32 protein-coding genes and 1 pseudogene are annotated in these 21,612 nt (G+C 59.4%); 17 read left to right on the top strand and 16 right to left on the bottom strand.

Annotation, left to right across the window (positions count from 1 at the left end):
• The first annotated feature begins 33 nt into the window (after positions 1–33).
• The 5 genes from KBY73_RS11585 (at position 34) to KBY73_RS11605 (ending at position 2,753) form a co-directional block, all read left to right on the top strand.
• Positions 34–786 (top strand): KilA-N domain-containing protein, encoded by a 753-nt coding sequence (locus tag KBY73_RS11585; protein ID WP_254937244.1) that lies wholly within the window; start codon positions 34–36, stop codon positions 784–786.
• Positions 786–1,022 (top strand): helix-turn-helix domain-containing protein, encoded by a 237-nt coding sequence (locus KBY73_RS11590; RefSeq protein WP_254937245.1) that lies wholly within the window; start codon positions 786–788, stop codon positions 1,020–1,022. The genes KBY73_RS11585 and KBY73_RS11590 overlap by 1 nt, the downstream gene beginning before the upstream one ends.
• A gap of 63 nt (positions 1,023–1,085) precedes the next feature.
• Complete coding sequence (locus KBY73_RS11595) at positions 1,086–1,382, top strand: AbrB/MazE/SpoVT family DNA-binding domain-containing protein (RefSeq protein WP_254930991.1); 297 nt, start codon at positions 1,086–1,088, stop codon at positions 1,380–1,382.
• On the top strand, positions 1,369–1,818 hold the full coding sequence (locus KBY73_RS11600; protein WP_254937246.1) for a type II toxin-antitoxin system VapC family toxin: 450 nt from the start codon (positions 1,369–1,371) through the stop codon (positions 1,816–1,818). Before KBY73_RS11595 ends, KBY73_RS11600 begins: the two co-directional genes overlap by 14 nt.
• A gap of 236 nt (positions 1,819–2,054) precedes the next feature.
• A complete protein-coding gene (locus tag KBY73_RS11605) occupies positions 2,055–2,753 on the top strand; it encodes an SHOCT domain-containing protein (RefSeq protein WP_254937247.1) in 699 nt (232 codons plus the stop codon).
• 34 nt (positions 2,754–2,787) lie between these two features.
• Here KBY73_RS11605 and KBY73_RS11610 read toward each other — a convergent pair whose 3' ends face one another.
• The 3 genes from KBY73_RS11610 to KBY73_RS11620 all read right to left on the bottom strand — a co-directional run bounded on the left by KBY73_RS11610 (position 2,788) and on the right by KBY73_RS11620 (position 5,200).
• Complete coding sequence (locus tag KBY73_RS11610; protein WP_254937248.1) at positions 2,788–3,975, bottom strand: hypothetical protein; 1,188 nt, start codon at positions 3,973–3,975, stop codon at positions 2,788–2,790.
• A 536-nt stretch (positions 3,976–4,511) separates the two neighbouring features.
• Positions 4,512–4,931 (bottom strand): PIN domain-containing protein, encoded by a 420-nt coding sequence (locus KBY73_RS11615; protein WP_254937249.1) that lies wholly within the window; start codon positions 4,929–4,931, stop codon positions 4,512–4,514.
• Positions 4,931–5,200 carry a prevent-host-death protein gene (locus tag KBY73_RS11620; RefSeq protein WP_254937250.1) on the bottom strand — a complete coding sequence of 90 codons (270 nt, stop codon included), beginning with the start codon at positions 5,198–5,200 and terminating at the stop codon, positions 4,931–4,933. The genes KBY73_RS11615 and KBY73_RS11620 overlap by 1 nt, the downstream gene beginning before the upstream one ends.
• 178 nt (positions 5,201–5,378) lie before the next feature.
• Here KBY73_RS11620 and KBY73_RS11625 point away from each other — a divergent pair, with 178 nt between their 5' ends.
• Both KBY73_RS11625 and KBY73_RS11630 read left to right on the top strand, forming a co-directional pair.
• On the top strand, positions 5,379–5,513 hold the full coding sequence (locus KBY73_RS11625) for a hypothetical protein (RefSeq protein WP_254937251.1): 135 nt from the start codon (positions 5,379–5,381) through the stop codon (positions 5,511–5,513).
• A 10-nt stretch (positions 5,514–5,523) separates the two neighbouring features.
• Positions 5,524–5,808 carry a DUF1651 domain-containing protein gene (locus KBY73_RS11630; RefSeq protein WP_254937252.1) on the top strand — a complete coding sequence of 95 codons (285 nt, stop codon included), beginning with the start codon at positions 5,524–5,526 and terminating at the stop codon, positions 5,806–5,808.
• 470 nt (positions 5,809–6,278) lie between these two features.
• Here the strand turns inward: KBY73_RS11630 and KBY73_RS11635 are convergent, their stop codons facing one another.
• Together KBY73_RS11635 and KBY73_RS11640 are read right to left on the bottom strand one after the other, a co-directional pair.
• The gene (locus KBY73_RS11635; protein WP_254937253.1) at positions 6,279–6,506 is read right to left on the bottom strand and encodes a Nif11-like leader peptide family natural product precursor; all 228 of its coding nucleotides are present in this window, start codon (positions 6,504–6,506) and stop codon (positions 6,279–6,281) included.
• A 47-nt stretch (positions 6,507–6,553) separates the two neighbouring features.
• Positions 6,554–6,940: a hypothetical protein gene (locus tag KBY73_RS11640; protein ID WP_254937254.1), complete on the bottom strand. Its 387-nt coding sequence runs from the start codon at positions 6,938–6,940 to the stop codon at positions 6,554–6,556.
• Between the two features lie 83 nt (positions 6,941–7,023).
• On the opposite strand from KBY73_RS11640, the gene KBY73_RS11645 reads away from it, so the two are divergent.
• The 3 genes and pseudogenes from KBY73_RS11645 to KBY73_RS11655 all read left to right on the top strand — a co-directional run.
• Positions 7,024–7,623 (top strand): thermonuclease family protein, encoded by a 600-nt coding sequence (locus tag KBY73_RS11645; protein ID WP_254937255.1) that lies wholly within the window; start codon positions 7,024–7,026, stop codon positions 7,621–7,623.
• Between the two features lie 448 nt (positions 7,624–8,071).
• Positions 8,072–8,677: a methyltransferase domain-containing protein gene (locus KBY73_RS11650; RefSeq protein ID WP_254937256.1), complete on the top strand. Its 606-nt coding sequence runs from the start codon at positions 8,072–8,074 to the stop codon at positions 8,675–8,677.
• 45 nt (positions 8,678–8,722) lie between these two features.
• A pseudogene (locus tag KBY73_RS11655) lies at positions 8,723–8,899 on the top strand (AbrB-like transcriptional regulator); the annotation flags it as partial.
• 93 nt (positions 8,900–8,992) lie between these two features.
• Here KBY73_RS11655 and KBY73_RS11660 read toward each other — a convergent pair.
• From KBY73_RS11660 to KBY73_RS11675, 4 genes are all read right to left on the bottom strand, one after another.
• Positions 8,993–9,157: a hypothetical protein gene (locus tag KBY73_RS11660; RefSeq protein ID WP_254937257.1), complete on the bottom strand. Its 165-nt coding sequence runs from the start codon at positions 9,155–9,157 to the stop codon at positions 8,993–8,995.
• Between the two features lie 118 nt (positions 9,158–9,275).
• Positions 9,276–9,533 (bottom strand): hypothetical protein, encoded by a 258-nt coding sequence (locus KBY73_RS11665; protein WP_254937258.1) that lies wholly within the window; start codon positions 9,531–9,533, stop codon positions 9,276–9,278.
• Between the two features lie 139 nt (positions 9,534–9,672).
• Positions 9,673–10,134, bottom strand: a complete 462-nt coding sequence (locus tag KBY73_RS11670) for a hypothetical protein (protein ID WP_254937259.1) — start codon at positions 10,132–10,134, stop codon at positions 9,673–9,675.
• Positions 10,135–10,427: 293 nt separating this feature from the next.
• Positions 10,428–11,369 carry an HNH endonuclease gene (locus tag KBY73_RS11675; protein WP_254937260.1) on the bottom strand — a complete coding sequence of 314 codons (942 nt, stop codon included), beginning with the start codon at positions 11,367–11,369 and terminating at the stop codon, positions 10,428–10,430.
• Positions 11,370–11,602: 233 nt separating this feature from the next.
• Here KBY73_RS11675 and KBY73_RS11680 point away from each other — a divergent pair, with 233 nt between their 5' ends.
• Positions 11,603–12,574 carry an integron integrase gene (locus tag KBY73_RS11680; RefSeq protein ID WP_254937261.1) on the top strand — a complete coding sequence of 324 codons (972 nt, stop codon included), beginning with the start codon at positions 11,603–11,605 and terminating at the stop codon, positions 12,572–12,574.
• A gap of 173 nt (positions 12,575–12,747) precedes the next feature.
• Here KBY73_RS11680 and KBY73_RS11685 read toward each other — a convergent pair whose 3' ends face one another.
• A complete protein-coding gene (locus tag KBY73_RS11685) occupies positions 12,748–13,827 on the bottom strand; it encodes a hypothetical protein (protein ID WP_254937262.1) in 1,080 nt (359 codons plus the stop codon).
• 8 nt (positions 13,828–13,835) lie between these two features.
• On the bottom strand, positions 13,836–14,381 hold the full coding sequence (locus tag KBY73_RS15080) for a J domain-containing protein (RefSeq protein ID WP_254937263.1): 546 nt from the start codon (positions 14,379–14,381) through the stop codon (positions 13,836–13,838).
• Positions 14,382–14,647: 266 nt separating this feature from the next.
• Here KBY73_RS15080 and KBY73_RS15150 point away from each other — a divergent pair, with 266 nt between their 5' ends.
• From KBY73_RS15150 to KBY73_RS11705, 3 genes are all read left to right on the top strand, one after another.
• Positions 14,648–14,740, top strand: a complete 93-nt coding sequence (locus KBY73_RS15150) for a DUF1778 domain-containing protein (protein ID WP_396097035.1) — start codon at positions 14,648–14,650, stop codon at positions 14,738–14,740.
• Between the two features lie 132 nt (positions 14,741–14,872).
• Complete coding sequence (locus KBY73_RS11700; RefSeq protein WP_254937265.1) at positions 14,873–15,259, top strand: type II toxin-antitoxin system HicB family antitoxin; 387 nt, start codon at positions 14,873–14,875, stop codon at positions 15,257–15,259.
• Between the two features lie 3 nt (positions 15,260–15,262).
• Positions 15,263–15,487 carry a type II toxin-antitoxin system HicA family toxin gene (locus tag KBY73_RS11705; RefSeq protein WP_254937266.1) on the top strand — a complete coding sequence of 75 codons (225 nt, stop codon included), beginning with the start codon at positions 15,263–15,265 and terminating at the stop codon, positions 15,485–15,487.
• Positions 15,488–15,726: 239 nt separating this feature from the next.
• Here KBY73_RS11705 and KBY73_RS11710 read toward each other — a convergent pair whose 3' ends face one another.
• The 4 genes from KBY73_RS11710 to KBY73_RS11725 form a co-directional block, all read right to left on the bottom strand.
• Entirely contained in the window at positions 15,727–16,593 is an 867-nt protein-coding gene (locus KBY73_RS11710) for a transglutaminase family protein (protein ID WP_254937267.1), read from the bottom strand.
• A 271-nt stretch (positions 16,594–16,864) separates the two neighbouring features.
• On the bottom strand, positions 16,865–17,257 hold the full coding sequence (locus KBY73_RS11715; protein WP_254937268.1) for a type II toxin-antitoxin system death-on-curing family toxin: 393 nt from the start codon (positions 17,255–17,257) through the stop codon (positions 16,865–16,867).
• Positions 17,257–17,451, bottom strand: coding sequence for a DNA-binding protein (locus tag KBY73_RS11720; protein ID WP_254937269.1), 195 nt, complete (start codon positions 17,449–17,451; stop codon positions 17,257–17,259). Before KBY73_RS11720 ends, KBY73_RS11715 begins: the two co-directional genes overlap by 1 nt.
• Positions 17,452–17,671: 220 nt before the next feature.
• Positions 17,672–17,809: a hypothetical protein gene (locus tag KBY73_RS11725; RefSeq protein ID WP_254937270.1), complete on the bottom strand. Its 138-nt coding sequence runs from the start codon at positions 17,807–17,809 to the stop codon at positions 17,672–17,674.
• 345 nt (positions 17,810–18,154) lie between these two features.
• Here KBY73_RS11725 and KBY73_RS11730 point away from each other — a divergent pair, with 345 nt between their 5' ends.
• From KBY73_RS11730 to KBY73_RS11740, 3 genes are all read left to right on the top strand, one after another.
• The gene (locus KBY73_RS11730; protein ID WP_254937271.1) at positions 18,155–18,292 is read left to right on the top strand and encodes a hypothetical protein; all 138 of its coding nucleotides are present in this window, start codon (positions 18,155–18,157) and stop codon (positions 18,290–18,292) included.
• Between the two features lie 472 nt (positions 18,293–18,764).
• Positions 18,765–19,220 (top strand): hypothetical protein, encoded by a 456-nt coding sequence (locus KBY73_RS11735; RefSeq protein WP_254937272.1) that lies wholly within the window; start codon positions 18,765–18,767, stop codon positions 19,218–19,220.
• Between the two features lie 159 nt (positions 19,221–19,379).
• Positions 19,380–19,544 (top strand): hypothetical protein, encoded by a 165-nt coding sequence (locus tag KBY73_RS11740; RefSeq protein WP_254937273.1) that lies wholly within the window; start codon positions 19,380–19,382, stop codon positions 19,542–19,544.
• A gap of 141 nt (positions 19,545–19,685) precedes the next feature.
• Here the strand turns inward: KBY73_RS11740 and KBY73_RS11745 are convergent, their stop codons facing one another.
• Positions 19,686–21,323, bottom strand: a complete 1,638-nt coding sequence (locus KBY73_RS11745; protein ID WP_254937274.1) for an FAD-dependent oxidoreductase — start codon at positions 21,321–21,323, stop codon at positions 19,686–19,688.
• Between the last annotated feature and the right edge of the window lie 289 nt (positions 21,324–21,612).

Below are 21,612 nucleotides of genomic sequence, written 5' to 3' on the forward strand. Positions count from 1 at the left end.
ACGCCGTTCCATCCCGCTGCACCTCTCGTCTCGATGAATCACCCCGCTCTGGTCTCCCGTTCCTGGAAAGGCACGCCGATCTCCCGCCGCACCAGTGATGGCTACGTGAATGCCACGGCCATGTGCAAAGCCAACAACAAGCAGTGGTCGAAGTACCGGGAAAGCGACCGCTGCCAGACCTATCTGGATGCCCTCGCTGAAACCTCCGTAATTCGGATGTTTGACCTGATCGAGTCCCGCCAAGGCCAGGGCGGCGGCACCTGGGTCCATCCCCAGGTCGCAGTCGACCTGGCCCGCTGGATCAGCGCACCGTTTGCGGTGTGGATGGATGGCTGGTTTCTGGAGAGCGTCCAGCAGGCGCAAAGGGCACCGGCAGAGACGAGCCCACCGCGGCTGCGGGAGGTCGATGTGATCGCCCTGGTGGAGCGCAGCATCGGGCTGTTCGAGCGGCTGGGTGGACTCGACCAGCGCGACCAGCTCCTGTTCAAGGACATCGTCCGCAGCAACATTCTCACTGCCAGCTCAGGGGTACTACCCGGCGCTCCTGTCGACGACGAGCTGACCCTCAGCGATGCCTGGCTGGAAGTGTTCCAGGAGGCGCTGCCGCGCGCCAAGTACCGCTCTGCAGGGATGCTGGTGGCCGAGGCCTACCGGACAGACTTCGGCCAGGAGCCGCCGCTTCGCCAGCAGTTCGTTGACGGGGCCCCGCGTCAGGTCAAGAGCTACCGCCGCTCCTGGTTGGTCGACACGCTCAAGCGCTTCCGCGATCAACTGGCCGGAGGCTGATGGACACCCAGGTAACGACCACTCGCCAGCGGGTCTGGGTGACAACGGCAGAGGCCTGCACTGCCCTGGGGATGAGCCGCGAAACCCTCCGCCAGCTGCGGTTGCGAGGGGTGCTCACCCCCGGGAAGCACTACCGCCGCTGGGGCTGCACCCAGGGTCGGGGGCCGCTGCAGTGGCACCTAGAAAACGTGGAGGCGACCATCACTGGCTGGAGCCGGCGGCATCTGCAGCACTGAAAACCACCAACCGGACGTAGAGTCATGTCTCTACGGGTGGCCGGGAACGGCCCAGGGCGCTCCTTGACACAGTCCAAGGCTCAAGGTCGTTCAGCTGACGCCAGCCAGCACTTCCCGCAGGCGATCCGCCGCTGGGGGAACAGCCTGGCGGTAAGGCTCCCGGCCGATTGCCTGCGTCAGGCCGGGCTGCAAGAAGGCGATGAGATCGACATTGTCATTGGACCAGACGGCCGCCTGAGCCTGGAGCCTCTGCGCAGGCTGGATCGCTCTGCTCTGGCCAGTGATTTGCGTCAACTGCAGGCCACCATGGCTCTCACCCCTTCGGTGATTGAGGAATGCCGTAGCGGTGAACGCTGGTGACGCTGACCCATCGATGATCTATCTCGACACCAGCGTCGTGGTGGCTCTGCTGACCCCGGAAGAGAGCAGCTCGCGCGCCCTCGACTGGTTTGCGCAGTCCCGCGAACCCTTAATCAGCAGCGACTGGCTGATCACCGAAACCCACAGCGCCCTGGGTATGAAGCAGCGCCTTCACGGCCTCAGTGCGGAGGCACGCCTGGCCGCTGGGGACCAATTCGAGCGCCTGCTGCAGGGCGGAGTTGAACTGCGCTCGCTCGATCGCGGCCGCTTCCGTCAGGCGGCCGAGCTGCTCCAGGATCCGGCCCTCGGCCTGCGGGCTGGTGACGCCTTGCATTTGGCGGTGGCGCTGCACAGCCGCTGCACCCAGCTGGCCAGCTTCGATATTCGGATGCAGCAAGCGGCACAGACACTGGGCCTAATGTCCGCCCTCACGTAGCCCGATGGCCAGAAAGCGCAGCCTCAACAGAGGCTCACGCTCCTACCGAAGAGTGGCTTGTCTTGCAGGCTCAAGCCATGAAGTTGCAACCACAGGAGAGATCGTGTTGAGCGAATGGCCGGCGCAGATCCGAGTTTCTCTAGGCAAAGATTCATGCCTGTAATGAATCCCCTCGTGTCGGCAGCGGCTAGGAGTGGGTTGCGCTAGGCCCTCCGATGAAAACAAGAAAAAGTGCCTTGATAGCAACTCTCGCCTGCTTTCACATTGCACTGCCTGTGATAGCGGTCGAGAACAGGCCTTCCAGCAGCAATGAAGTTGTCAACTACCTTGATTTGAACATCAGGGACTACAAGGCAAAGGCGCTACCTTTTTCAAAAGTACTCTCGGGGGGTCAAGGTGGCATCGAAAAGGTGCTGTTTGATCAGGCATACAGGGGCAGGCTTTGCTTCATCTCTTGTCATTTCTATGACGGCTACACTTCAAAGTGGAGTAGTTATTACTTGGAGCTACAGCCGTACGAGAGCACATGTTTTGCACTGGCTGGCGGCTGCAATACAATCACCTTCCCAAAGCCTGACTCTCGTATAAAGATCAGCGTCGGGAGCCAAGAGTTTGATGTGGCAATGACCGACGAGAGCCGGTATCGATATTATTTGCCACTTGCGCTAAGGCAGGCGATGGTGGCTAGTGATGGTATCCCTGTCACTATTAAGACGACATGGGATAAGTATCGCAATTACAGGGTTGGGGATGATTCTCGGAAGCTGCTAGTCGCGGTGCTCAACCGAAATGATGAAATCGAACCGCCACGCATGGTTGATTCAGCTATACAATCAGTGGAAGAAAGGCTTAACGAGCTCATGAAGCTGCGAGAGAAGGGTCTAATTGATGAGCAGGAATACAACCGGCTCAGGCAAAAAGCTTTAGGCCTCTAGGTCAATGCAAGGATCCTGCCCATCTCAGCCTGCGTCAAAGTGCTTCATCGCTTAAGCGGCGCGCTGCTTTCGCAAAGGCATCATCAACCACGTCATCTCCGCACCAACGGCTGTAAGCAGCAAGATGGGTTTCCACTGAGTGGCCCATGGCTGCTGCAACCACCTTGGGCGGTAGCTCGCAAATAACGTGAGCGCGGTGGGCATAACCGTGGCGGCAGGAATAGAGAACCAGCTTTTCGCCCTTTTCTTCATACTCGCGCCGTAGCTGTTGCCAGAGAGGACGCCGCCGCATATAGGTGCCAAGGTCCTCAGCGCCATGACCTGGTCGCATCGGCGGCATGCGGTCAGCTCGAAATGCTTTCTCGAGCTGCCAGGGCTTGGCCCATTCGTCACATGGCAGCAGTCGCAAAACCCTTGATCGGGTGCGACCTCGACTGGAAACCTTCTGGTAGGTGGTCCAGAGCTGCCCTTTCTGGATCTCCAGGTGTTGCAATTCTTCCGGCCGCAGACCGTAGGCAGCCATTAACTGAAACGCCAATCGCCAGCGCGGATCAGGTATGGCCTCTGCCAAATCCAGCACATGGCTGGCCTCAATGGGTGTTGTAATCCCCCGTTCTTCTCGCTTGCGGCCCACATAGATAGAGAGATCAAGCGGCGGTGCCCAGGATGAAGGCAAGCGTTCTGAATCGACGCCCCAACGTAAAAGTGCTGCCGTGAATTGAACCTGTAACTGACGGCCACGCGATCCTGGCCTGTCCTTCCAGGACTCAATCACGCCCTCCAGTAATTGTTTAGGTGAAATGGGTCGACGCTTTCCGCCAACGGCCTCGAGGATCACACCCATTCGCCGCCAATAGAGCTGATCCCATGTGCTCTGCTTGATTGCCCCACTGCTGAGTTTGTGATCTTTGAATCCTTGAATTAATTGAGGCCAGTTGATTGCTTCGCTAACCGTCATTCCGACATGGCTCGATTCCTCGGTAGGAATTCGCGCGTGAGTCTCGATGGCTAGATCAAGGGGTACGCCATCTCTGTAATCGGCATGAATAGCAAGAATGGCTGCATGAATGGCCTGCCGCTCAGAAGCGGCCCAATCAAATAGCAAAACCCGCTGCTGGCGTGCACCACCTGCGGCAGAAGCTGAGACGTTCAGCAGAACCCGCCCACGCATCTCAGAAACAGTCCAGCCACTGCGAGGTCCCAGATCCGAGGTGAGCGACAAGCGCAGCGCTGCTACCCAGCCACGGTCTTTGGCTGCCCGTGCTGGGCGAGAGGCAGTGGTGGCTTTTGGCACGGCTCTAGGAAATCAGGCACGCACGACACCCCTTGCAAGAGAATCTGCAAGAGAATCACCTTTTAAGCTTGGCACGCTCCGCCACTGCCCGCCATCGGCTGGCAGGGCAAAAGCCAGTGACAACAATGGTTTTGAGCCAGTAAATCCAGTTATTGCAACCGGTCCGAAGGACCCCATTTCACGAGCTTTGGGAGCACTAGGTCGCAGGTTCGAATCCTGTCGCCCCGATTATTCAAATCAGTTGCAGCACAAGGATTTTGCGTTTCTTGGCTTGCGACCTAGGTCAACCTGACGGCAGGTTTTGACGGCAGTTTGACGGCAGTTCCTCGGATCCACTGCGCTGCAGAGACTCTCAGCGCTGTCCTCTTGGTTTTGGCTGCCAATTTCTGCCGTCGCCCTGCGTTGACTGGGTTTTGGGAATTTCACAGCCTTTGCCTCTCAACACCACCTGCCTGCTTGAAGGCTCAGTTCTCGAAGTAACGCTGCACCGTTGCGGTGGTCCAGGTGGCCACGCCGGTGCCAAAGAAATCCTGGTCCTCAGTCCAGATCGCGCACTCCAGCTGTAAAGCCAAGGCCAGGGCAGGCCAGTCGGCTGGGTCCCGGATGCGTTTCAGCGCCTCGTCCTTGGCGCCTTCAATCAAGGGGGTGTCGACCCCCTGCACCACATCCATCAGGCTGAGGAAGGCCTCGTGGCAGATGTGTGGATCGAGTCCTCGACGTGTCGCCAGTTCGCCGATGTATCCAGCAGCTTCTGCTGCATTGGCCTCTGCGACATAGAAGTCAACCTCGTTAGTGAAGTCGGCGATCAGGGCGCGCACCCTGACACCCAGACAGGCGCGGATGAGGATGTTGGCGTCCAGCACCAACCGTTTGCGTTCTGCCATCAGGCGTGGGCCTGTTGCTGCTGGGCTTGCCTCCAGTCCTTGAAGTCAGCAGCCAGCTCCTCTTCTGTAAGCCCCAGCCGCTGCAGCTCGGCTTGCATCAGCCGGCCCGCTTCAATCAGCCGCTCATGCTCACTGAGATCCGACTCCTGGGGCAGGGGCACATAGAGCCCAACGGTTCGCCCATGTCGCGTGACCTCGATCGGGGTGACCGTTTCCAGGTGAGAGGCCAGGCGCGCCCGAAGCTCACGGATGCCAACACGGATAGCCACAGCAGACCCAGAGGGATGTGTACACATTGTAGACGAGCCGAACGGCTGGGCGCCAGTACATTTGTATGCATCTGTAGTGGCTCATGGGTATCCCTTCTCCCCGGCCTGCGGCCCTTCCCGCCCGGATTGATACCCCTATCGAGGAGTGGCCCTACCTCGATCAGGGCACCACGCCGGGGTGAACTGCATCCCGGTGCTCACCTTTCAGCTGCACCAGGGGCTAATCGCCCATGGCGAGCACCTCACCAGCAGCTGCCAGGGCTGGACTGACGACATGGTGCGCCAAAAGGGCTGGGCGCCGGAGGTGGCCTGAGCAGCTCTCGATGAACGTCACGAATAGTCCCGGCCGGCCGCCGCTGTCTCCGCAAGAGGGCTGGCTAAGCGATGGCCGTCAGTTGCTCCATTTCCAGCCCTGCCGCTACGACCGCTGGAGCCAGAAGCTGGAGGTGACGCTGGGGGAAGTGATGCCCAGTGGAGAGCCACCGCTGCTCAAACATCGCAGGGAGCTGATGCGAGATGAGGCGATCAAGCTCTGGGCCCAGAAGCGCAGATCCGGCTGGCAGGTCTGCACGCCGCAGTGGACGCCGCCACCATTACGCAGTGCCTGAGCTGCTGCAGGCCACAAAGCAATCCCACCTTGCTCCGATCTGCAGCCAGAAGCAATGCGTTTAAAAGCTGATTGTGCTGAGCAGCTAGCGCAGCGATGCTGTGTTTATCAACCAAGGAGGCGCCCAACATGGACGACACGCCACCCCGCCAGGTTCAAAGAGCACGCTGACGCCAGGCCCCTGCTCCAAAAGTCTTTATCTATTCGTGAGCGGGTCGTTCAGCCGGGCAAGAGAGCAGCATTCCCCAGTGCAGTTCACACCTTGTGCGCCTGACTTATCGACACTCCAGCCGCACCGCCACAGGTGCCCTCAGGAGGATCATCCGCCCCACACCTGGAATGCAAGGCCCCAGGTGCCAACGTCAGCAGCTTCGCTAGCCCATTCCACACTTCAGCGTGTGAGGACACGACGCCCCCCGGGGCAAACCTTGGGGGTTTTTTTGTTTGTTGTGATCGCGGGCTAAAGCGCACTCAGTAGTAGCGGCCGGGATATTCGCCAGGGTGGTCGATCCGGCTGATGCGGATCCCAGAAGCCGACTGGCCATGGAAGCGCAGGATGTCGCTGCCAGAGACCAGAAAGCCCCGCTCTTGGGCCAGCAGCGACACCTCATCAGCGGTGAGGGCATCAGCCATCATTTGCCGCAGGGCTGGATCAGCCTTCACCTGCGCCAGAAACCGCAGTAGCTCGCTCTGGGGCACGGCAGCTCAGCAGGTTCTGCAACATAGAACTGCCAGCAGGACAGGCTTCAGCGGCTCTTGACGCAGTAGCTGCCAGAGGAATACCAACCCAGCGGGCAGGACTTGCCGGTTTTCTGATTCGCTTCCCGTTCGTTACTGCGGCTACTGAGGCAGTAGTTGCCAGAGGAATAGAAACCCAGCGGGCAGGCCGCGCCGCTTTTCTCGATGGCGCCGCGGGTGTTGCCCCCGGAGCTGGGCACGCAGTAGCCGCCAGAGCTGTAGTAGCCAAGCGGGCAGCCCCCCACCTTGGGCAGGGGTTGCACCGGCTGCTGGGCTAGGGCACTTCCTGCCGCCAAAGTTGCAATCGCGCAGGCAAGAAGCAGCTGATTGCGGCCCAGCGTCTTTTGAGGCATAGATACAGATTGGCGCAGATCAGCCAGCTGCAACCAAGTCATGCAGGAACCGCATGAAAAGGCTGCCGGTGCAAACTCCGGCAATGGCTAGAAGGTTTCTGCTGGGTGTGGTTGCGTTGGCGGCCTTGGCCTGGCCAAGCGAGGTAGTCGCTCAGGGCGTCAAGGCCACCGTGCTCTCCATCGGTGACGGCGACACCATCCGGGTGCGCCAGGCGGGTAAGGCGCTCACCGTGCGGCTGGCTTGCATTGATGCCCCCGAGACGGCCCAAAGCCCATACGGCCAGCAGGCCCGCACTTATTTGCAGCAGCGCCTACCCATTGGCAGGGAGATAGGCCTCAACATCAAAACCACCGATCGCTATGGCCGCTCGGTGGCCGAGGTGTTCAGCGGCGTGAACATAAACCTGGCGCTGGTGGAAGACAGCCAGGCCTTTGCCTACCGCCAGTACCTGAGCGGCTGTGATGCCAAGGCTTATCTAGAAGCAGAAGATCGGGCCAGTCGTGCACGCCTAGGGGTATGGCAGGTGCCCGGCGGCATTACTCGGCCCTGGGATTTCCGGCGAGGTCGCCGCTCAGCCGTAATTCCTGATGGCACAACCCCAGGCGGCCGCCGTTACCGCTGCAGCGAGATCAGCTCCTATGCCAAAGCCCAGGAGCTGCTACGCCAGGGACACAGCTATCTAGATGGAAACGGGGATGGAGAAGCCTGCGAATCCCTGCGCTGACTGTGGGACCGGGAGTACGGGAACAGGTACTCCTGACAGCCACCACCGCTTGAAAAGCGGCGTACTTTGAAGTTGAGGGGAGGCCCGGAAGCCAACCCGAGCCGGTGCACGCAACGGAGGTGCGAATGTTTCATCAGAGTGAACGCGATGGCATGGCGCGAATGCCATCCCGCAACCGCAGAGAGCGATACGCCAGTTTTGTTTCCCGCCCATTACATCCCCGGGCTGCATAACCCGGGTCTGGATCACAACCGAGAAGGTCAAGCCCTGAGCATCTCTTCTCCCAAACGTGATCCCTATTCCTTTCCTGTCAGGCTCCAGACAGGTGATGCGTGAACCAACAGACACCCGAGCGGCAAACCTTGTGTGAGGAGGTAACCGCCGCAACCGGTGCTAAGGCGCCCCCCACGGGTCGCCTTTTGAATGCTGTGCTGCTGAGATCCGCACCATGGCCGCATCGAACTGGGACCAGCGCTACCGCGAGGGCAGTGATCGCTGGGAGCTGGGCAAGCCCGCGCCGCCTCTGGATACCTATCTGCGCACTGACAGCCGAGCACCTCAACCACCGGGTCGGGTGTTGGTGCCCGGCTGCGGCCGGGGCCATGAGGCGGCCTTGCTCGCCGATCTCGGCTACGAGGTGATCGGGCTGGACTTCAGCGGTGAGGCCATTGAGCGCGCCCAAGCGGTGCATGGTTCCGATCGCGCTGCCTTGCGCTGGCTGCAGGCTGATCTCTTCGATGGAGCGGCACTGGCGGCAGCCGGCATCAGCACCGGCAGCCTGCAGGGCGTGCTGGAGCACACCTGCTTCTGCGCGATTGATCCCGCCCAGCGCGAGGCCTATCTCGACACCGTGGCGCGGTTGCTAGTCCCCGGGGGCTGGTTGCTGGGTCTGTTCTGGTGCCACCAGCGCCCGGATGGTCCCCCTTGGGGAAGCGACTCGGCGCTGTTGGCGCAGCAGCTGGCGGCAGCCGGATTCCGCCAGGAACTCTGGGAGCCAGCGCAGGGCTCAGCCCCAGAGCGCGACAACGAGTGGCTGGGGCTCTGGCGGCGGTGATCACCTGAGCCAGAAGACCATCCACAACGCAGCCGGAGGAATAGCACTTATGGCAGAAACCAACGATGGAGCTACACCACCAAGATCCAGTTCAACGGCAATCTCATGGTGGGCAAGGCCTACACAGCCGTGCTAGACTTCAAGCCAGGCGATGAGTTCGAGATTAAGCTGGGCCGTAAGCAGATCAAATTGATTCCCCTGGGCAGCACAGAAGAGGAGTGAGCTGCTCCTCGGTTGAGCTGCTTGCGGCTCTTCAAGAGAAGCCACCGATCACCAACACAACCAGCTAGCGGAGTTGCTGCAGCTCGGTGGTAGTCACGCAGCATTCGGTGGCAGCAGATAGCTCACCTTCCTGCAGCCGTTGGTGCTGTTGGGTTGGAGCACGACAGTCAGATCGGCCATCGCCAGCGAGGGGTCGCCAGTCATCGGCACCACCAGCACTGTTTGATAGGCAGGGTCAAACAGCTCGCAGTCCTGCACGACGACAGCGGCCGGAGCTTGTTGTGCTCCGGAGGCTGAGGGTCCAGCCCAGGGTCTTTTGGATCTTTGCGCCAATCAACGGTGATGATCTGCCCAGCCCGCAAGTCCACGCCTGTCTTCAGCGGTTGAGGGGTTCAGGCGAGGCCCAGTCGGCAATGAAGGCACTGGCCTCCGCATCGGTGGCGATGTGCTCTGCCACCGCTTTGCTCTGGGAACGGATCCGTGCCCGCAGAGCATCCATAGCGCTGAGCGAGCTGCTCACCTGCACGATCCGTCGTCCCCCCCGCTGCCTGCGGCGCACGGAGAAGGGAGCCTCGGGCTGTTCAGTGGCGTAATCGGCAGGGTTCATGGCGGCAGCGCCCAGCGCTGACTGCATGGAACAATCAGCCAATTTTAAACGCCATCCCCCGTGACGTCTCAAACTCAAGCCCGGCGATGAGTTCGAGATCAAGCTGATTCCTTTGGGCAGCCCAGAAGAGGAGTGAGCCTGATAGCTGGAGGACTTCTCCTTCTACTCAGCGGTAAGGCTCGCAGGACACCAGAAAGCCGCTGACATGGTCGGACCATTGGGCTAGTGCCAGCAGCTCGCGGGGCTCCCGGGCAAAGCCTTTCTGGGAGAGAGCCGTGAGCTCGGCGAGGTTGTCGTGGGTGACCAGGGGCTTGTTCTGTTTGGCAGTTTCGCAAGCATCGACAAACTCCTGACCCTGCTCGGCCAGGCACTGGGCATAGGCCTCCTCAAAGTTCACCCCCTGCTCCTGTAGCCGCACGAAGGCATCGAGCTCAGGCGGGAGGTGCTCCAGCCATAGGGGAAGGCTGCGTACCGGCCCGATCGTGACCCCGCCGCTGTTTAGGTGCATCAGCACAATGGTGGCCTCCAGGTTCCAGCTGGGCTGGGCGAGCAGCTGGCCGGCTGCAATCACAAAGGACTCGCGGTAGTCCTCAACCAGGGCCTGGTGAATCTGGGAGAGGTCAGCCATAGCTCTGGGTTGCACGAAAAAGCTCGGTGACGAAGCCCCGCGCTCTGAAGGATTTTGGTTGAGGGGCGAAATCGCTGACGCGGGCAACTAAGGCCAGGCCATTAACGGTGTATCGCGCCAGGGAAATCAGAGAACCAAGGAGAGTGCTGGTGCAGGGCCCGGATCATCAACGATCATCTGGCAAATGGACTGGTGGTTTGTCATCCGTGATCTGGAGCCTGCCTGGGCCGGTAGCTGCCAGCCAGATCAACCTTTAAGGCCAAACCAACCCAAGCATCTTGACCCCATGGGCCTCAGTCCCTCAAGGCTTCCCGGTGGGCACTCAAGAACGCCTCCTGCTCCCGGCTAAACGGTCTAATCAAATTCGCACCTTCGATGCCCCAGCAGCGCAAGGCCTCGCCTGCCGCCTCGTGCTGCCAGATCAGCTCGCCGCCTGAATCGAAGCTGATCCAATGGCGATCAAACAGCTTGTCCACATGGGGGGAGAGCAGCAGGCCATTGGATCCGCTCAGCCGTTCGCTGTTGTCGCATGATCGCCAGGGTTTGATGTGGCTCGCCACCAGGAACTCCTGCCGCGCCAGGCCCGTAACCCGGCAGGCCGGCTCCAGATCCGCCACCCGATGGCGAAACAACCCCTGCCCCAGACGCGCCTTGGTGAGCGCATCGCGCTCGGTGCTGCTCGGCACCTCCCGCAACCGCTGCATGTCATCGAGCAGGGCCTCGGTGTAGGCGCCCTCCTCCGCCAGCACCACCAGGTGCACCCGCACCGCTGCATCTGCGTGGTCTTCGATCAGCTTCAGCAGCAACAGCCCCAGGGTTTCGCTCAGCCCCGCCAGGTACACCCCCTGATTGCCTCGGCCTGTGCTGGTGCTGATCGGGCTGTGGCGTTCCGGCAGCAGCGGCTGCAGCAACTCAAAGAATGTCTGCGGCACCAGGGCCTGGCGCAGCGGCTGCCAGTTCACCCGCACCAGCCAGCCCTCCTGGCTCCAGTTCTCCCCTGCTAAGCCGAACTCTGGGGGCTTAGTGGCCGTGACCGCCGCCGTTTCCACCAGGCCCAACTGGCTAATGCGCCCATTCGCATAGCTGAACATCACATCCCCCCGCTGGCAGCGGGTGAGGTTGTCGTAGCTCACATTGCGGGCGCCGTTGGCATTGGCCTTCGGCGACCAGATGTAGCCGCCGTCAGTCTCCTGCCGGTAGGTCTGTTTGTGGTTCACCCACCAGTAGGAGGGCATTGATCCTGGCTGGGTATTGACCTGTTGTACCCCATAAAACTGGCATGGGCTTCCTGGGGATCAAGGCCGTCGGTGGCGACCAGGGATTCCAGCAAGTCGTGCATGGATTGGTTACCCGAAGCAGGGGATCCCCCCAGTGGTAGCAGGCTGCAAGTTGGTGGGAAAGGGAACGAGCCGCTTGATGGTCGCGTAGGGGAACTCTGTAGAGAACCAACTACCAACTACCAACAACCATGGCCCCTGTAGTCAAACCTCCTGGACTGATTCAGCGTTATCGGGAATTACTTCAGACACGCCACTACGCGCGCCGCACGGTGAAGACCTACGAGCAGTGGCTGCGGCGGTTTCTGCGTTTTCATCACCTGCGCCACCCCCGGGAGATGGGGAGCCACGAGGTGAATGCCTTTCTGAGCCACCTAGCTGTGGAAGAGCAGGTAAGCGCCTCCACCCAGAACCAGGCTCTGGCGGCGTTGCTTTTTCTCTACCGAGATCTGCTGGAGTGCGAGCTGGAGCTCGATGGGGTGGTGCGTGCGCGGACGCGACAGCGGGTGCCGGTGGTGCTCAGTGAAGGCGATGTGAGGGCGGTACGGGAACGGCTGGAGGGTGAGCCTGCGCTAGTGGTTGGGCTGTTGTACGGCAGTGGTCTCCGGCTAATGGAGGCACTGAGGCTGCGGGTGAAGGATCTGGATTTCCAGCGGCGAGAGCTCGCAGTGCGCGATGGGAAAGGCGGCAAAGATCGGATGACGATGGTGCCCCAGAGCTTGGTGCCTGGGCTCCAGGAGCATCTGGAGCAAGTGCGCCAGCTGCATCTGAGTGATTTGGCGGCGGGTTGGGGCCGCGTGTTGATGCCATATGCCTTGGCCCGCAAGTATCCGAATGCGGACCGTGAATGGGCGTGGCAGTGGGTGTTCCCCCAGCAAAAGCGATGGTGCGACAAAGAATCTGGTGCTCAGGGGCGACACCACATCGATCCGAGCGTGGTACAGAAGGCTGTGAAGCGGGCACTACTTGAAGCCGGTGTGACCAAGGCGGCCAGCTGTCACACCTTCCGTCACTCTTTTGCCACTCACCTACTGGAGAGGGGCCAGGACATACGCACGATCCAGGAGCTGCTCGGTCACAAGGACGTCAGTACCACCATGATCTATACCCACGTCTTAAATCGAGGGCCCCACGGTGTACGCAGTCCCGCAGACGCTCTGTAGCCATCGGAACAGTTGGTTCGCGGACCCGTGAACCACGGCTATCTTGGGGTGTGGTTTTGAAAGACCCTATGCAGGTCAAAAAGTCTCAGAGAATTAACGACCCGAGTCGTCTTTGGTTATCGGAAAGGCACGGGGCGTGCACGCCTCGGTTCACGGAACCGTCCAATAAAGAGTTAGTAAAGCAAATGATTTCCTTCAAATCTGGCCTGTAGCAGCTCAAGCCGATTCATCAGCTTTTGGAGCTTCTGCTCCTTCCTCTTTTTGACACTAGGTGACCCATCAAAATGGCTCATCTCATTGCCCAAGAGATAGTCAACAAAGTCTTTGGGCTCGCAAGGCTTGGCTCCCATCCACTTGTGGAAGTTTCGATGAATACTGCTGCTGATGGCGATTAGGTTTTCTTCATAGGCTGCCAAATCGGGGCGTGAGCTGGCATCGAACAGATGATGCGCCTCAAGTTCAACTGAATACTGATCGGATTCAGATGGTTTGTAACCGGAGATGGCACAGCCAGATCCATCTTTTCGTAGTGCCCTCTGACGAACCTTGTCCTTTGCTTCCTTAACCCTGGCTTCATGGCTTTCGAGCAGCTTTCGCTGGACCTCAAAGCATTCCTCGGCCACATCGGCAACAGCTTTTACCCAAGCCTTTCGCGCCTTGGTGATCCTGCCTTTATCCCTCATCGTCTTTGCCAAACGCACAATGCCGCGCTGGCTCCAATGACGTTGGTCTTTGCCCTCAAAGCTATCAAAATGCACACCGATCTCTAATCCCTCAGCACCTTCTAGTCCAGAACTTTCTTCTTGAATTCTTGTAATGGTGCCAGCCATCCCTTTGCCGTTGGTGCCCAGCACCCTTACAAAAGAGCGCTGTTCAAGAAAAACCAGATCACCTCGGATTTGGATGGAGCTTCGATCTTGGGTAACTTGAATGATGCGCCGTTTGACGAGTGTGCGTGTCACCCGCGCACGATGCTGGGTGAAGAACTCATAAATCTTGGCCAGGATGCTTCCACCTTCTTTCTCCTCCAGGTACTTCGCCAGGGCCATCACGCCTTCTTCGTAAAAGCGGCGGCTGCGAGCTTGGCCAGGTTCGTATTCAAAGAACTCCCCTTCAATTAGCTCCCATTCATCATCAGCATGGGCATCAAAGAACTGGCAAATACCACTGAGCTTCTTCGCGCTGATGCCAAGGATTCTTGCTGTCTCCTGAAAGGAGAAGGCATCACGTGATCGGTTGGATGTCGTCGTCATCAGCTTGTTTACAGGAAGGCAAGAAGGGAGTCACGCATTTTTTGGAGCCGCTCCATCACTCGCGGATCGCCGCCAACATCGGGATGGTGTTCCTTGGCAAGCCTGCGGAAGGCATCTTTGATGTCATCGGCACTGGCTGTTGAAGGATCGAGTGAGAACACATGCCACGGCCTGAAATTTTCTAAGACATCGATGCCGTTAATGGATGTTTTGCCCGTTTTGGCGCGCTCGCTATGGGGAACTCCAACCCACTCCCGGTAGAGCTTGAGCCAATCTGCCTTTGTTTTCAGATCAAATGTTCGGCCCGCCATCGCGAGGTTAAACTCACTTGATTTGCGCAGCTCAGTGGCGTTCTTGCTGCCAAACACCTTGCACACTGATTCTTTGAGCTCTATCAGCGTGAGAACGGGTTCAGGGAACGGCTTTCCGTTGATGAACTCTGCGAATGCCAACAGGCTGTCGGCATCCGGAGCCCCAGCCGAGAGGATCTCTTCGATCCTTGCTAAGACCGCTGACCGATCGAGCTTCTTGCGCGCTGGCGTCTTGGTGGCCACGGCTCAGTACTGCTGTTTGCCCTTAATACCCCCTCGAACCCCTCCGCGGAGGGATTTGTCATCACCTGTTCGCATGGGAATCAGATGCCAGTGCGCATGAAACACCGTCTGCCCAACGACGACGCGGGATAGGCATCGACGGTGCAGAGCGCCAGCTCGTTCTCCAGCAGCCCCCGGGCCCTGCCAAGAACGCCGCCAACCCCAGCACTATCGACCTGGCGGATCCGCTGCCCGTCTCGGCTTGCGCGCCACGCCGTGCCGCCGAAGTGAGCCACAAATCGCTCACAGACTTCACCCTCAACAGTGCCTGCCTCCCTGCCGAGCAAACACTCCATGATCAGCGCCTGTTCATGGTCTAGGGCTCCCAAGGCCAGGCTCTGATGGATTTACTGGGGCGTCCTGAACAGGTCAATCAAGCTCTGCAAGATCTGTTCACTCGCCAGGCGCAGGGCATGGGCGCTTCCAGCTCCCTGTGCTCATCCTTGCCAGCCTTGCTGCAGGACGCGATCCGGCGGACGTTGCTGCTCGCCGAGCAGGCCGGCTTCTACTCACGGTTCGGATTCATCCCATCGCCACTGCGCCAGCAGCAACTGCTTCTGCTCTATTGCCCCTTTTTCTCGGGCCTGGGCTGTCCGCAGCAGAATGGCAAGACGGAGTCCACCACCATGCACACGTTTTCAGCGGTGATTGAGCGCTGCCCTGAGACCGGGCTCTTGGTGGGCTACGTCCCCGGCTTCCCCGGGGCTCATAGCCAGGGTGAAAGCCTTGATGAGCTACAGGCCAACCTTGAGGAGGTGATTTCCATGCTCTTGGAGGATGGCGAACCGACTCTGGAAAGTGATTTCGTAGGTCTGCAGCAAATTTCCGTGGCGGCTTAAAGGGTGGGGTCAACGCCCGTTCTCAAGCCATCGGAGGTTGCAGATATCCTCAAGAAGCTGGGGTTTGAGGCGGTTCGCCAGCGCGGCTCCCACCAGCAGTTCCGTGATGCCAAAGGCCGCTGCACGACGGTCCCGGCTTATAAAGGGCGCGACATTGCACCGCCGCTGCTACGCCAAATCGCCAAAGACATCGGCATGTCGGTGGAGGAGTTCCTCAGCTGCCGCTGAGCGCCTCCTCGACATCGGGACCGGGGTCGCCGCCTGTCGGGAAGTTATCCAGCCATTGCGCCAGAGGCAGGGTCAGCAGGTCGCTCACCACATGTCTTGCAGGCAGGTCCGGGGGGCTGTGACCTTTCATCCGTAGCGGGACAGTTTGGGCGTTGGGTTCTCTCTGCCGTCCCCAGATGGCTGCACCGCTTACCATCACTGCCCTCCGCGCCAGCGCAGCTAGCGCAGCACACCCGGGCTCAGGCCAGCAGCGGTCTGGCGGCGGGCTCTTCTTTGGCAACCTCTCCTGTCTCGGAGTCGACGGCCGCTAGCTCAGTTGTCACTGCAAACCCCACCAGCTCGTGCGCCCCGAAGGAGCGCAGAAAGGGCACATCGGCGGCATCGCGGCCGCGGGCAATCAGCACCCGGCCGCAGCGCGGGATGTTGTGCCGTGCATCAAATACATGCCAGCGGTTTTCGAGAAACACCTCAAACCAGGCGGAGAAATCCACGGGCGCCTCGCCCAGGGGGATGCCGGTGTAACCGAGGTAGCCGGTGCAGTAGCGGGCGGGGATGTTGAGGCAGCGGCAGCAGGTGATGGCGAGATGGGCGAAATCGCGGCAGACGCCGGCGCGATCGCGCAGGGTGTCGCTGGCGCTCTTCTCCGGGCTCACCGCGTCGTAGTCGAAACGGATGTGCTCGTGCACCCAGTCGCAGATCGCCTGCACCTGCCCCCAGCCGGGGGGCACCGCGGTGAATGTGTCCCAGGCAAACGTCATCAGCGCGGCGGTGTCGCAGTAGGGGCTGGGGTTGAGCAAGGGATAGGTGTCCACCGGCAGTGCCTGCACCGCGCAGGCCGTGGCGGCGGGAACCACGGGATCGCAGCTGTCGGGCAGCTCGATCCTGGCCTCATAGGTGAATGTGGTGACACCGGCGGAGGCGATCAGGCGACTCCAGCGGTTACCGGCGCTATCGCTGAGCAGCTCATAGATGCGATCGGGGCTTAGCCGCACCTGTTCAGGACTGCGCAGCTCTGGCAGCAGGCTGGTGTGGGGGTGCACCAGGGCCAGCAGGGGCGTGGCCACCGGGCAGCGGATTTCCAGCCTGCAGCCGGTGGCGAGGAGCACAGCAGCGACGTCGCGATGGCCAACTTGCCCATGGTGGCGCTGCCGTCGCGCTGAGGTTGCTGCATGGGCCGTTGTGCGTTGGGGATCAGACAGGAGCGATGCAAATGCCAGACATCACGCCTCAAGCCGGCCGGCATTGATTCCACTCTCAACCTGCTGCTGGGGCTGCTGGGTGGAGCAGTGCTGACGCGGCTGGATCGCTAACACCAATGCGATGCCGATTGCCAGGCCCAGGGCATGCAGGAACTGAACCGCAGGTTGCTGATACGGATCAGAACGGTTCGGTCGTCTGCTGGTTATCTGCGACCCAGCGCGAGAAGGCCTCGCGATCAAGCTCGCCGCTGGCCACTGCCAACACAACGGCCTCGGCAGCATCGATTGTGGCGGTCAACTCGACGCCGTTCAGCACGAGGGTCGTTTCCATGGCGGCATGGCCGATCCGCTTGTTGCCATCCACGAAGGGATGGTTCTGGATCAGGGAGAACCCCAGAGCTGCGGCTTTGGCATTCAGTCCTGGGTAGAGATCAACACCGCCAAAACTCTGGTGGGGCTGGGAGAGGGATGACTCCAGCAGGCCCAGGTCCCGCAGACCGGGCATGCCACCGCTTTGCTCGATCAAGCGACGATGCAGCTCCAGCACCTCCGCCAGGCTCAGCCAGCGCATCAGGCCAGCCGGCGATAGAGCTCCTGGTTCTTCTTAAGCACCCGATCTGCAGCGGTCTGGAAATCAACCGATTGCCGAGCAACCAGATCCCGCACTGCAGCAGAAGCGAGATCGGCCTCACTGACGTGGAGCCGGCGTGCTGTTTCGCTCAAGGCCTGGGCCTGTTGGTCATTGAGCTCGATCGCGATTCCCACTGGCGCTCTCCAACTGAAGGACTGATGGCATCCAGGTTGGCACCTCCGTTGGCGGATGGCTTGCAGCAGATTGATCGGTTACGCGGGGAAGGCTTGCTCCGGTCCTCTCCAGTTTGAGGCCCTCCTGACGCCGGACCTCCGCTGGGATCGGTCTCGTCGCTGCGCCAGCAGCTGAGCGGGGTGGAGTGAGGCCCTGTCCATCTATTGCTGCCAGGGCCGTTCAGCGCAGCAGCACTGGTAGGCGGCGAATCGGCCGCACCTGCGGCTTGTGCGGCGGCGGGATCTGCAGTTGCTGGTCGACCCAGTGGGCAGAAAGGGCCGCCAGCAGGCTGTTGCGGTCGCCGTGGATGCGGAGCATGGCGTTAGCTGAAAGTGCTGCCCGCCAGCCTGATCGGGCCGGCCCGCTCCGCCAGCGCAGAAAGCGACAGGGCCGCGCAACCAATGGCACAACCGCGGCCATCAAAAGCACCAGTTCAAGCTCCGAGAATGCATGTCAGTCCGCGCTGCTGCTTAGCAGCTCGAGATCAGCGCCATGCCGGTGTCGCACCGTGAGGTGCGACACCGGCTTTCAGGCGACATCGAAAACTGAGCCACCCAGCAGGCGATCCATCGAGCAATCCACCTGCGGTTGTCCTTGTTCCGCTCGCGCCGGAGGGAGCAGCGGCTTGGCAGCCAATCGCCTGTGGCTTTCTACGGTGCAGCGATGGCCCCAGACCTCAAGCACCCTGCCACCGGCGATTTGATTGTGTTGGCAGGTGGTGAGCAGCTTTGGCGGATTGGCTGGCCTGGTGCACCGGTCCTGGTCGTCACCAAGAACGGGCCAGACGGCAACGCCACCTAACGGCTGGCTGATCCCAAATGCAAAACCTGGAACAAGGTGGGGGAAGCTGGTTCCCTGGCTAGAAGCAGGCAGCTGAGAGAACCCGGATCTGTCCTGAGCTGCGCAGAAGACTCGCCCTGGCTGAGTGGGCTTCCGGTGGGGCTTACTCCGGGTCCTCTCCATTGTGCTTCCTTTCTGCGTCAGTACGCCTCTGGGATCGGTCCCATCGCTGCGCCACACCTGGCGCCGAATCCCATGGCCACCTATCCCGCCCAGCCCGAGTTCTGCCGGCCAGAAGAAGATCCCCTCCTGCTGCGCCGTGATCTGCCCTTTAGGGCGTCAAGCTTGCGACGGCGAAGAGGCTGGGTGCCCTCAATCTTGGCGATCAGGGACTCCTTGAGAAAAGATATATGATGAACCACAATTACTCATCCAATAAAAGAGATTCATAATGTTTAAGAAATTTACAGGAGGGATGATTGCACTTTCATTCATGGCTGCAACTCTTTCAGGGTGCACAGCAGAAACTAAGACTAAAACGCTCGTCGTATTTCAAGATGCGCCGGTGATTGTGAATGACACAAATGAAAAAATTACATCGACTAGAGCCGGTGAACGTCTATTTTTCGCTGGTGTTTTGAGAAATGCAGATAGTAAAAATATTGGAGAGGTCATTGGTCAGCTCACCACTTTTGATGTCACCATTAACAAAACCGCAGAAGTTGATCGCTTCCGCGAGCTTGCCTTCAATATGAGCAAGGGCCAGATACTGGCACTGGGCGCCTCGGAATACATTGCGTCCAAAGCACCAGGCTTCGCCAGTAATAGCGAGTCAGGCACAGCAGTCATCGTAGGTGGAACCGGTGAGTATGTCGGCGTGCAAGGCACGGTGACAAGCAAGCAAAATAAAGCTGGCACTTACCAGCACACCTTTGTCTTTGTAGAGTAAATTTCGGATGACTTGGCGCAGCAATTCTTTGCTCCTGCGATGGCGCTCTTTATAAAATAGTTACAAAAATGGTAAGGATGGCGACCTGATGGCGGTCGACCGCAATGTTTAACCTGATCCGGCCATGTTGTCGTCGTTGCCTATCAGGGCAGCTTCCTGATGCGGCCGCTGCTGCTTCAGTGGGAGCAGTGGTTGCTTGAACCGGTGAGGCCAGGCGAGGCAGCAATTCCTTTGGACCTGGAGGTATTTGATCGCTCAGGGCTATTTGGCGTGGTGGTGCATGCAGTGCATCACCTCAACAAGCCGCGCTTGAGACGAATCTAAGCTGCTTGTGTTTCACGGCTATCAGCCCGTCAAAAAGATGCGGCTGATCCTTGCCGAGAAGGCTTTTGCCTTTGCCCGCAAGCTGCAGGGCACCCCCAGCGAGAGGGCAATAAATGAGCTTGGTCATCAGTTCAGCACTCGTTAGGAGTTGAACCACGGCAGTTTCAGACCAAGTGCTTCGATTGGATCCATCACGAGCTTGTTGAGAGCACGGCCTAGAACGACTTGTGGCTCGTCTGCCCGAATAGGGAGAACGGGATGGGAGTGATCGGCTCCGCTGACAATCTTGCGTCTGATTAGGGAGTTCCCTGCCTCCAGCCCGCACACATAGGCTCGTTCCTGACACAGACCCTTGGCTCCATGTTCTTTGTCGCCCATCCGCACCCAGTCGCCAGCGCAGACGATCGACTGCACTGAGGTTTCCAAGGGTGGCCGTTTTCTGAAACTTCCCGGAGAAAAGAGCGACACCGAGCTTGGATAGCGCCGCACCTCGGCATCAACCACCCTGGCATTGGTGAATTCTGGATGAGCGATGGGGAGTAGGTCGCGCGTGAGCAGATCGATAATCTCTTGATCACTCATCGCTGCAATAGCCGATGCGTTGTAAAAGTCGCTGGCGACCACAGAGCCCTGGGGATGCTCATCACCCCAAAGAGCCTGCTGAGCATCCTTGTGCAGCTGATCCAGCATGAAAAAAGTGCCCCCAGAGCCCTTCAGTGATTCGAAGCGGGAGAACACGTTGACTGGGTAAGCGATTGGAACATAACGATCCAGCCATAGACGTGCTGACACTACATCGATGGAATCAAGCGAAGCAGCACTAACAAGCTCTGGTGCTGCCTTGCTGAGTTCTGGAGATTGAGCCATCAGAGACTTGAGACCTTTTGCACCAATGGCCAAGACCACAGCATCCACATCGTCAATCACCTGAACTGTATTAGTTGCTACGTTCTTAACCTCAACCGAGCTGATGCGCTGCGAGTCGGGCGACACATTCACCTGTCTCACCAACGTTCCCCCAAGGACCTGCAGATGATGGCGGGAGATCAGCCTGCGACTCAGAGGTGCAAACAGATGTTCGGCGATACTTTTCGACTTGATCCAGCAGACATCAAATGAGTCTTGGTGGGCCAGGGCGTAGTAATAGAGGAGCTCCATGGTGACCGCGGCCGAAAGCTCTTCGGGCGGCTTGAACAAGCCAACCAGCAAGGTGGGGCGCAAGAAATCATTGATGAGCCGATCGCTGATGCCAAGCTTGATAAATAGTGATTGCGCATCAAGATCGTCGTACTGCTGGAATGTCTTGTTGCTGCGATATAGGTCAAGCATCGCATAGAGAAGCCCTGCGATACTGAGGCGGTCTTGAATGGGCAGTCGTGTGAAGTTTGTGATTGTCGCCACCATCTGACCAAGGGGACTTGGCCATTGGGGTGCCTCTCCAAAGACAGGCGCTGTTGCTTCCAACCCATCGGGAGACCAGAAGGCACTGGTTGTGAATTCAGTGAAGATATCGCCAACGCCGAGTTCATCGGTTAGGGCATTGATGTTGGGATAGTCTTTCCAAAACCCTCTGGTTCCTGCCTCGAAAGGTTTGCCGCTTTTGGTTGTGATTGGTTGACTGCCTGTTGGATCGGCCATCCCATCAATCAAGGTGACACGAATACCGGCTTCACAGAGTGCCTTGGCTGCGCCCCAACCAGCCCACCCGGCTCCGACGACGACTACATGGGATGGTCTTCCGCCGGGCATGCTCTCGTCTGGAGTGGTCTCGTCTGGCATGGCTACTACGAAAGTCGGCTCATCTTCTGCAAGTTACTCAAAGAGTGATGGGTGAGGCGCTACGGATGCCGTGACTGCAGCAGCAGGGCTGTGCTTAGACGAACAATTCAATCTCCAGGATTTGGGAGATTTCAGAAGCACGTTGACTGCATTTTAGCGATTTCACCCTACACAACCCCTTTTTAAACACAGATTGATTGTTCTTTTTTTATTGATTTCGCTGGCTTCGGTTCGGCAGCTGCCTCCAGGCTCGACTGACAGCTGACTGCGAAGCATGCAACCGGTAGCC

The sequence above is a fragment of the Cyanobium sp. Tous-M-B4 genome, from assembly GCF_024345395.1.
Classification (GTDB): domain Bacteria; phylum Cyanobacteriota; class Cyanobacteriia; order PCC-6307; family Cyanobiaceae; genus Cyanobium_A.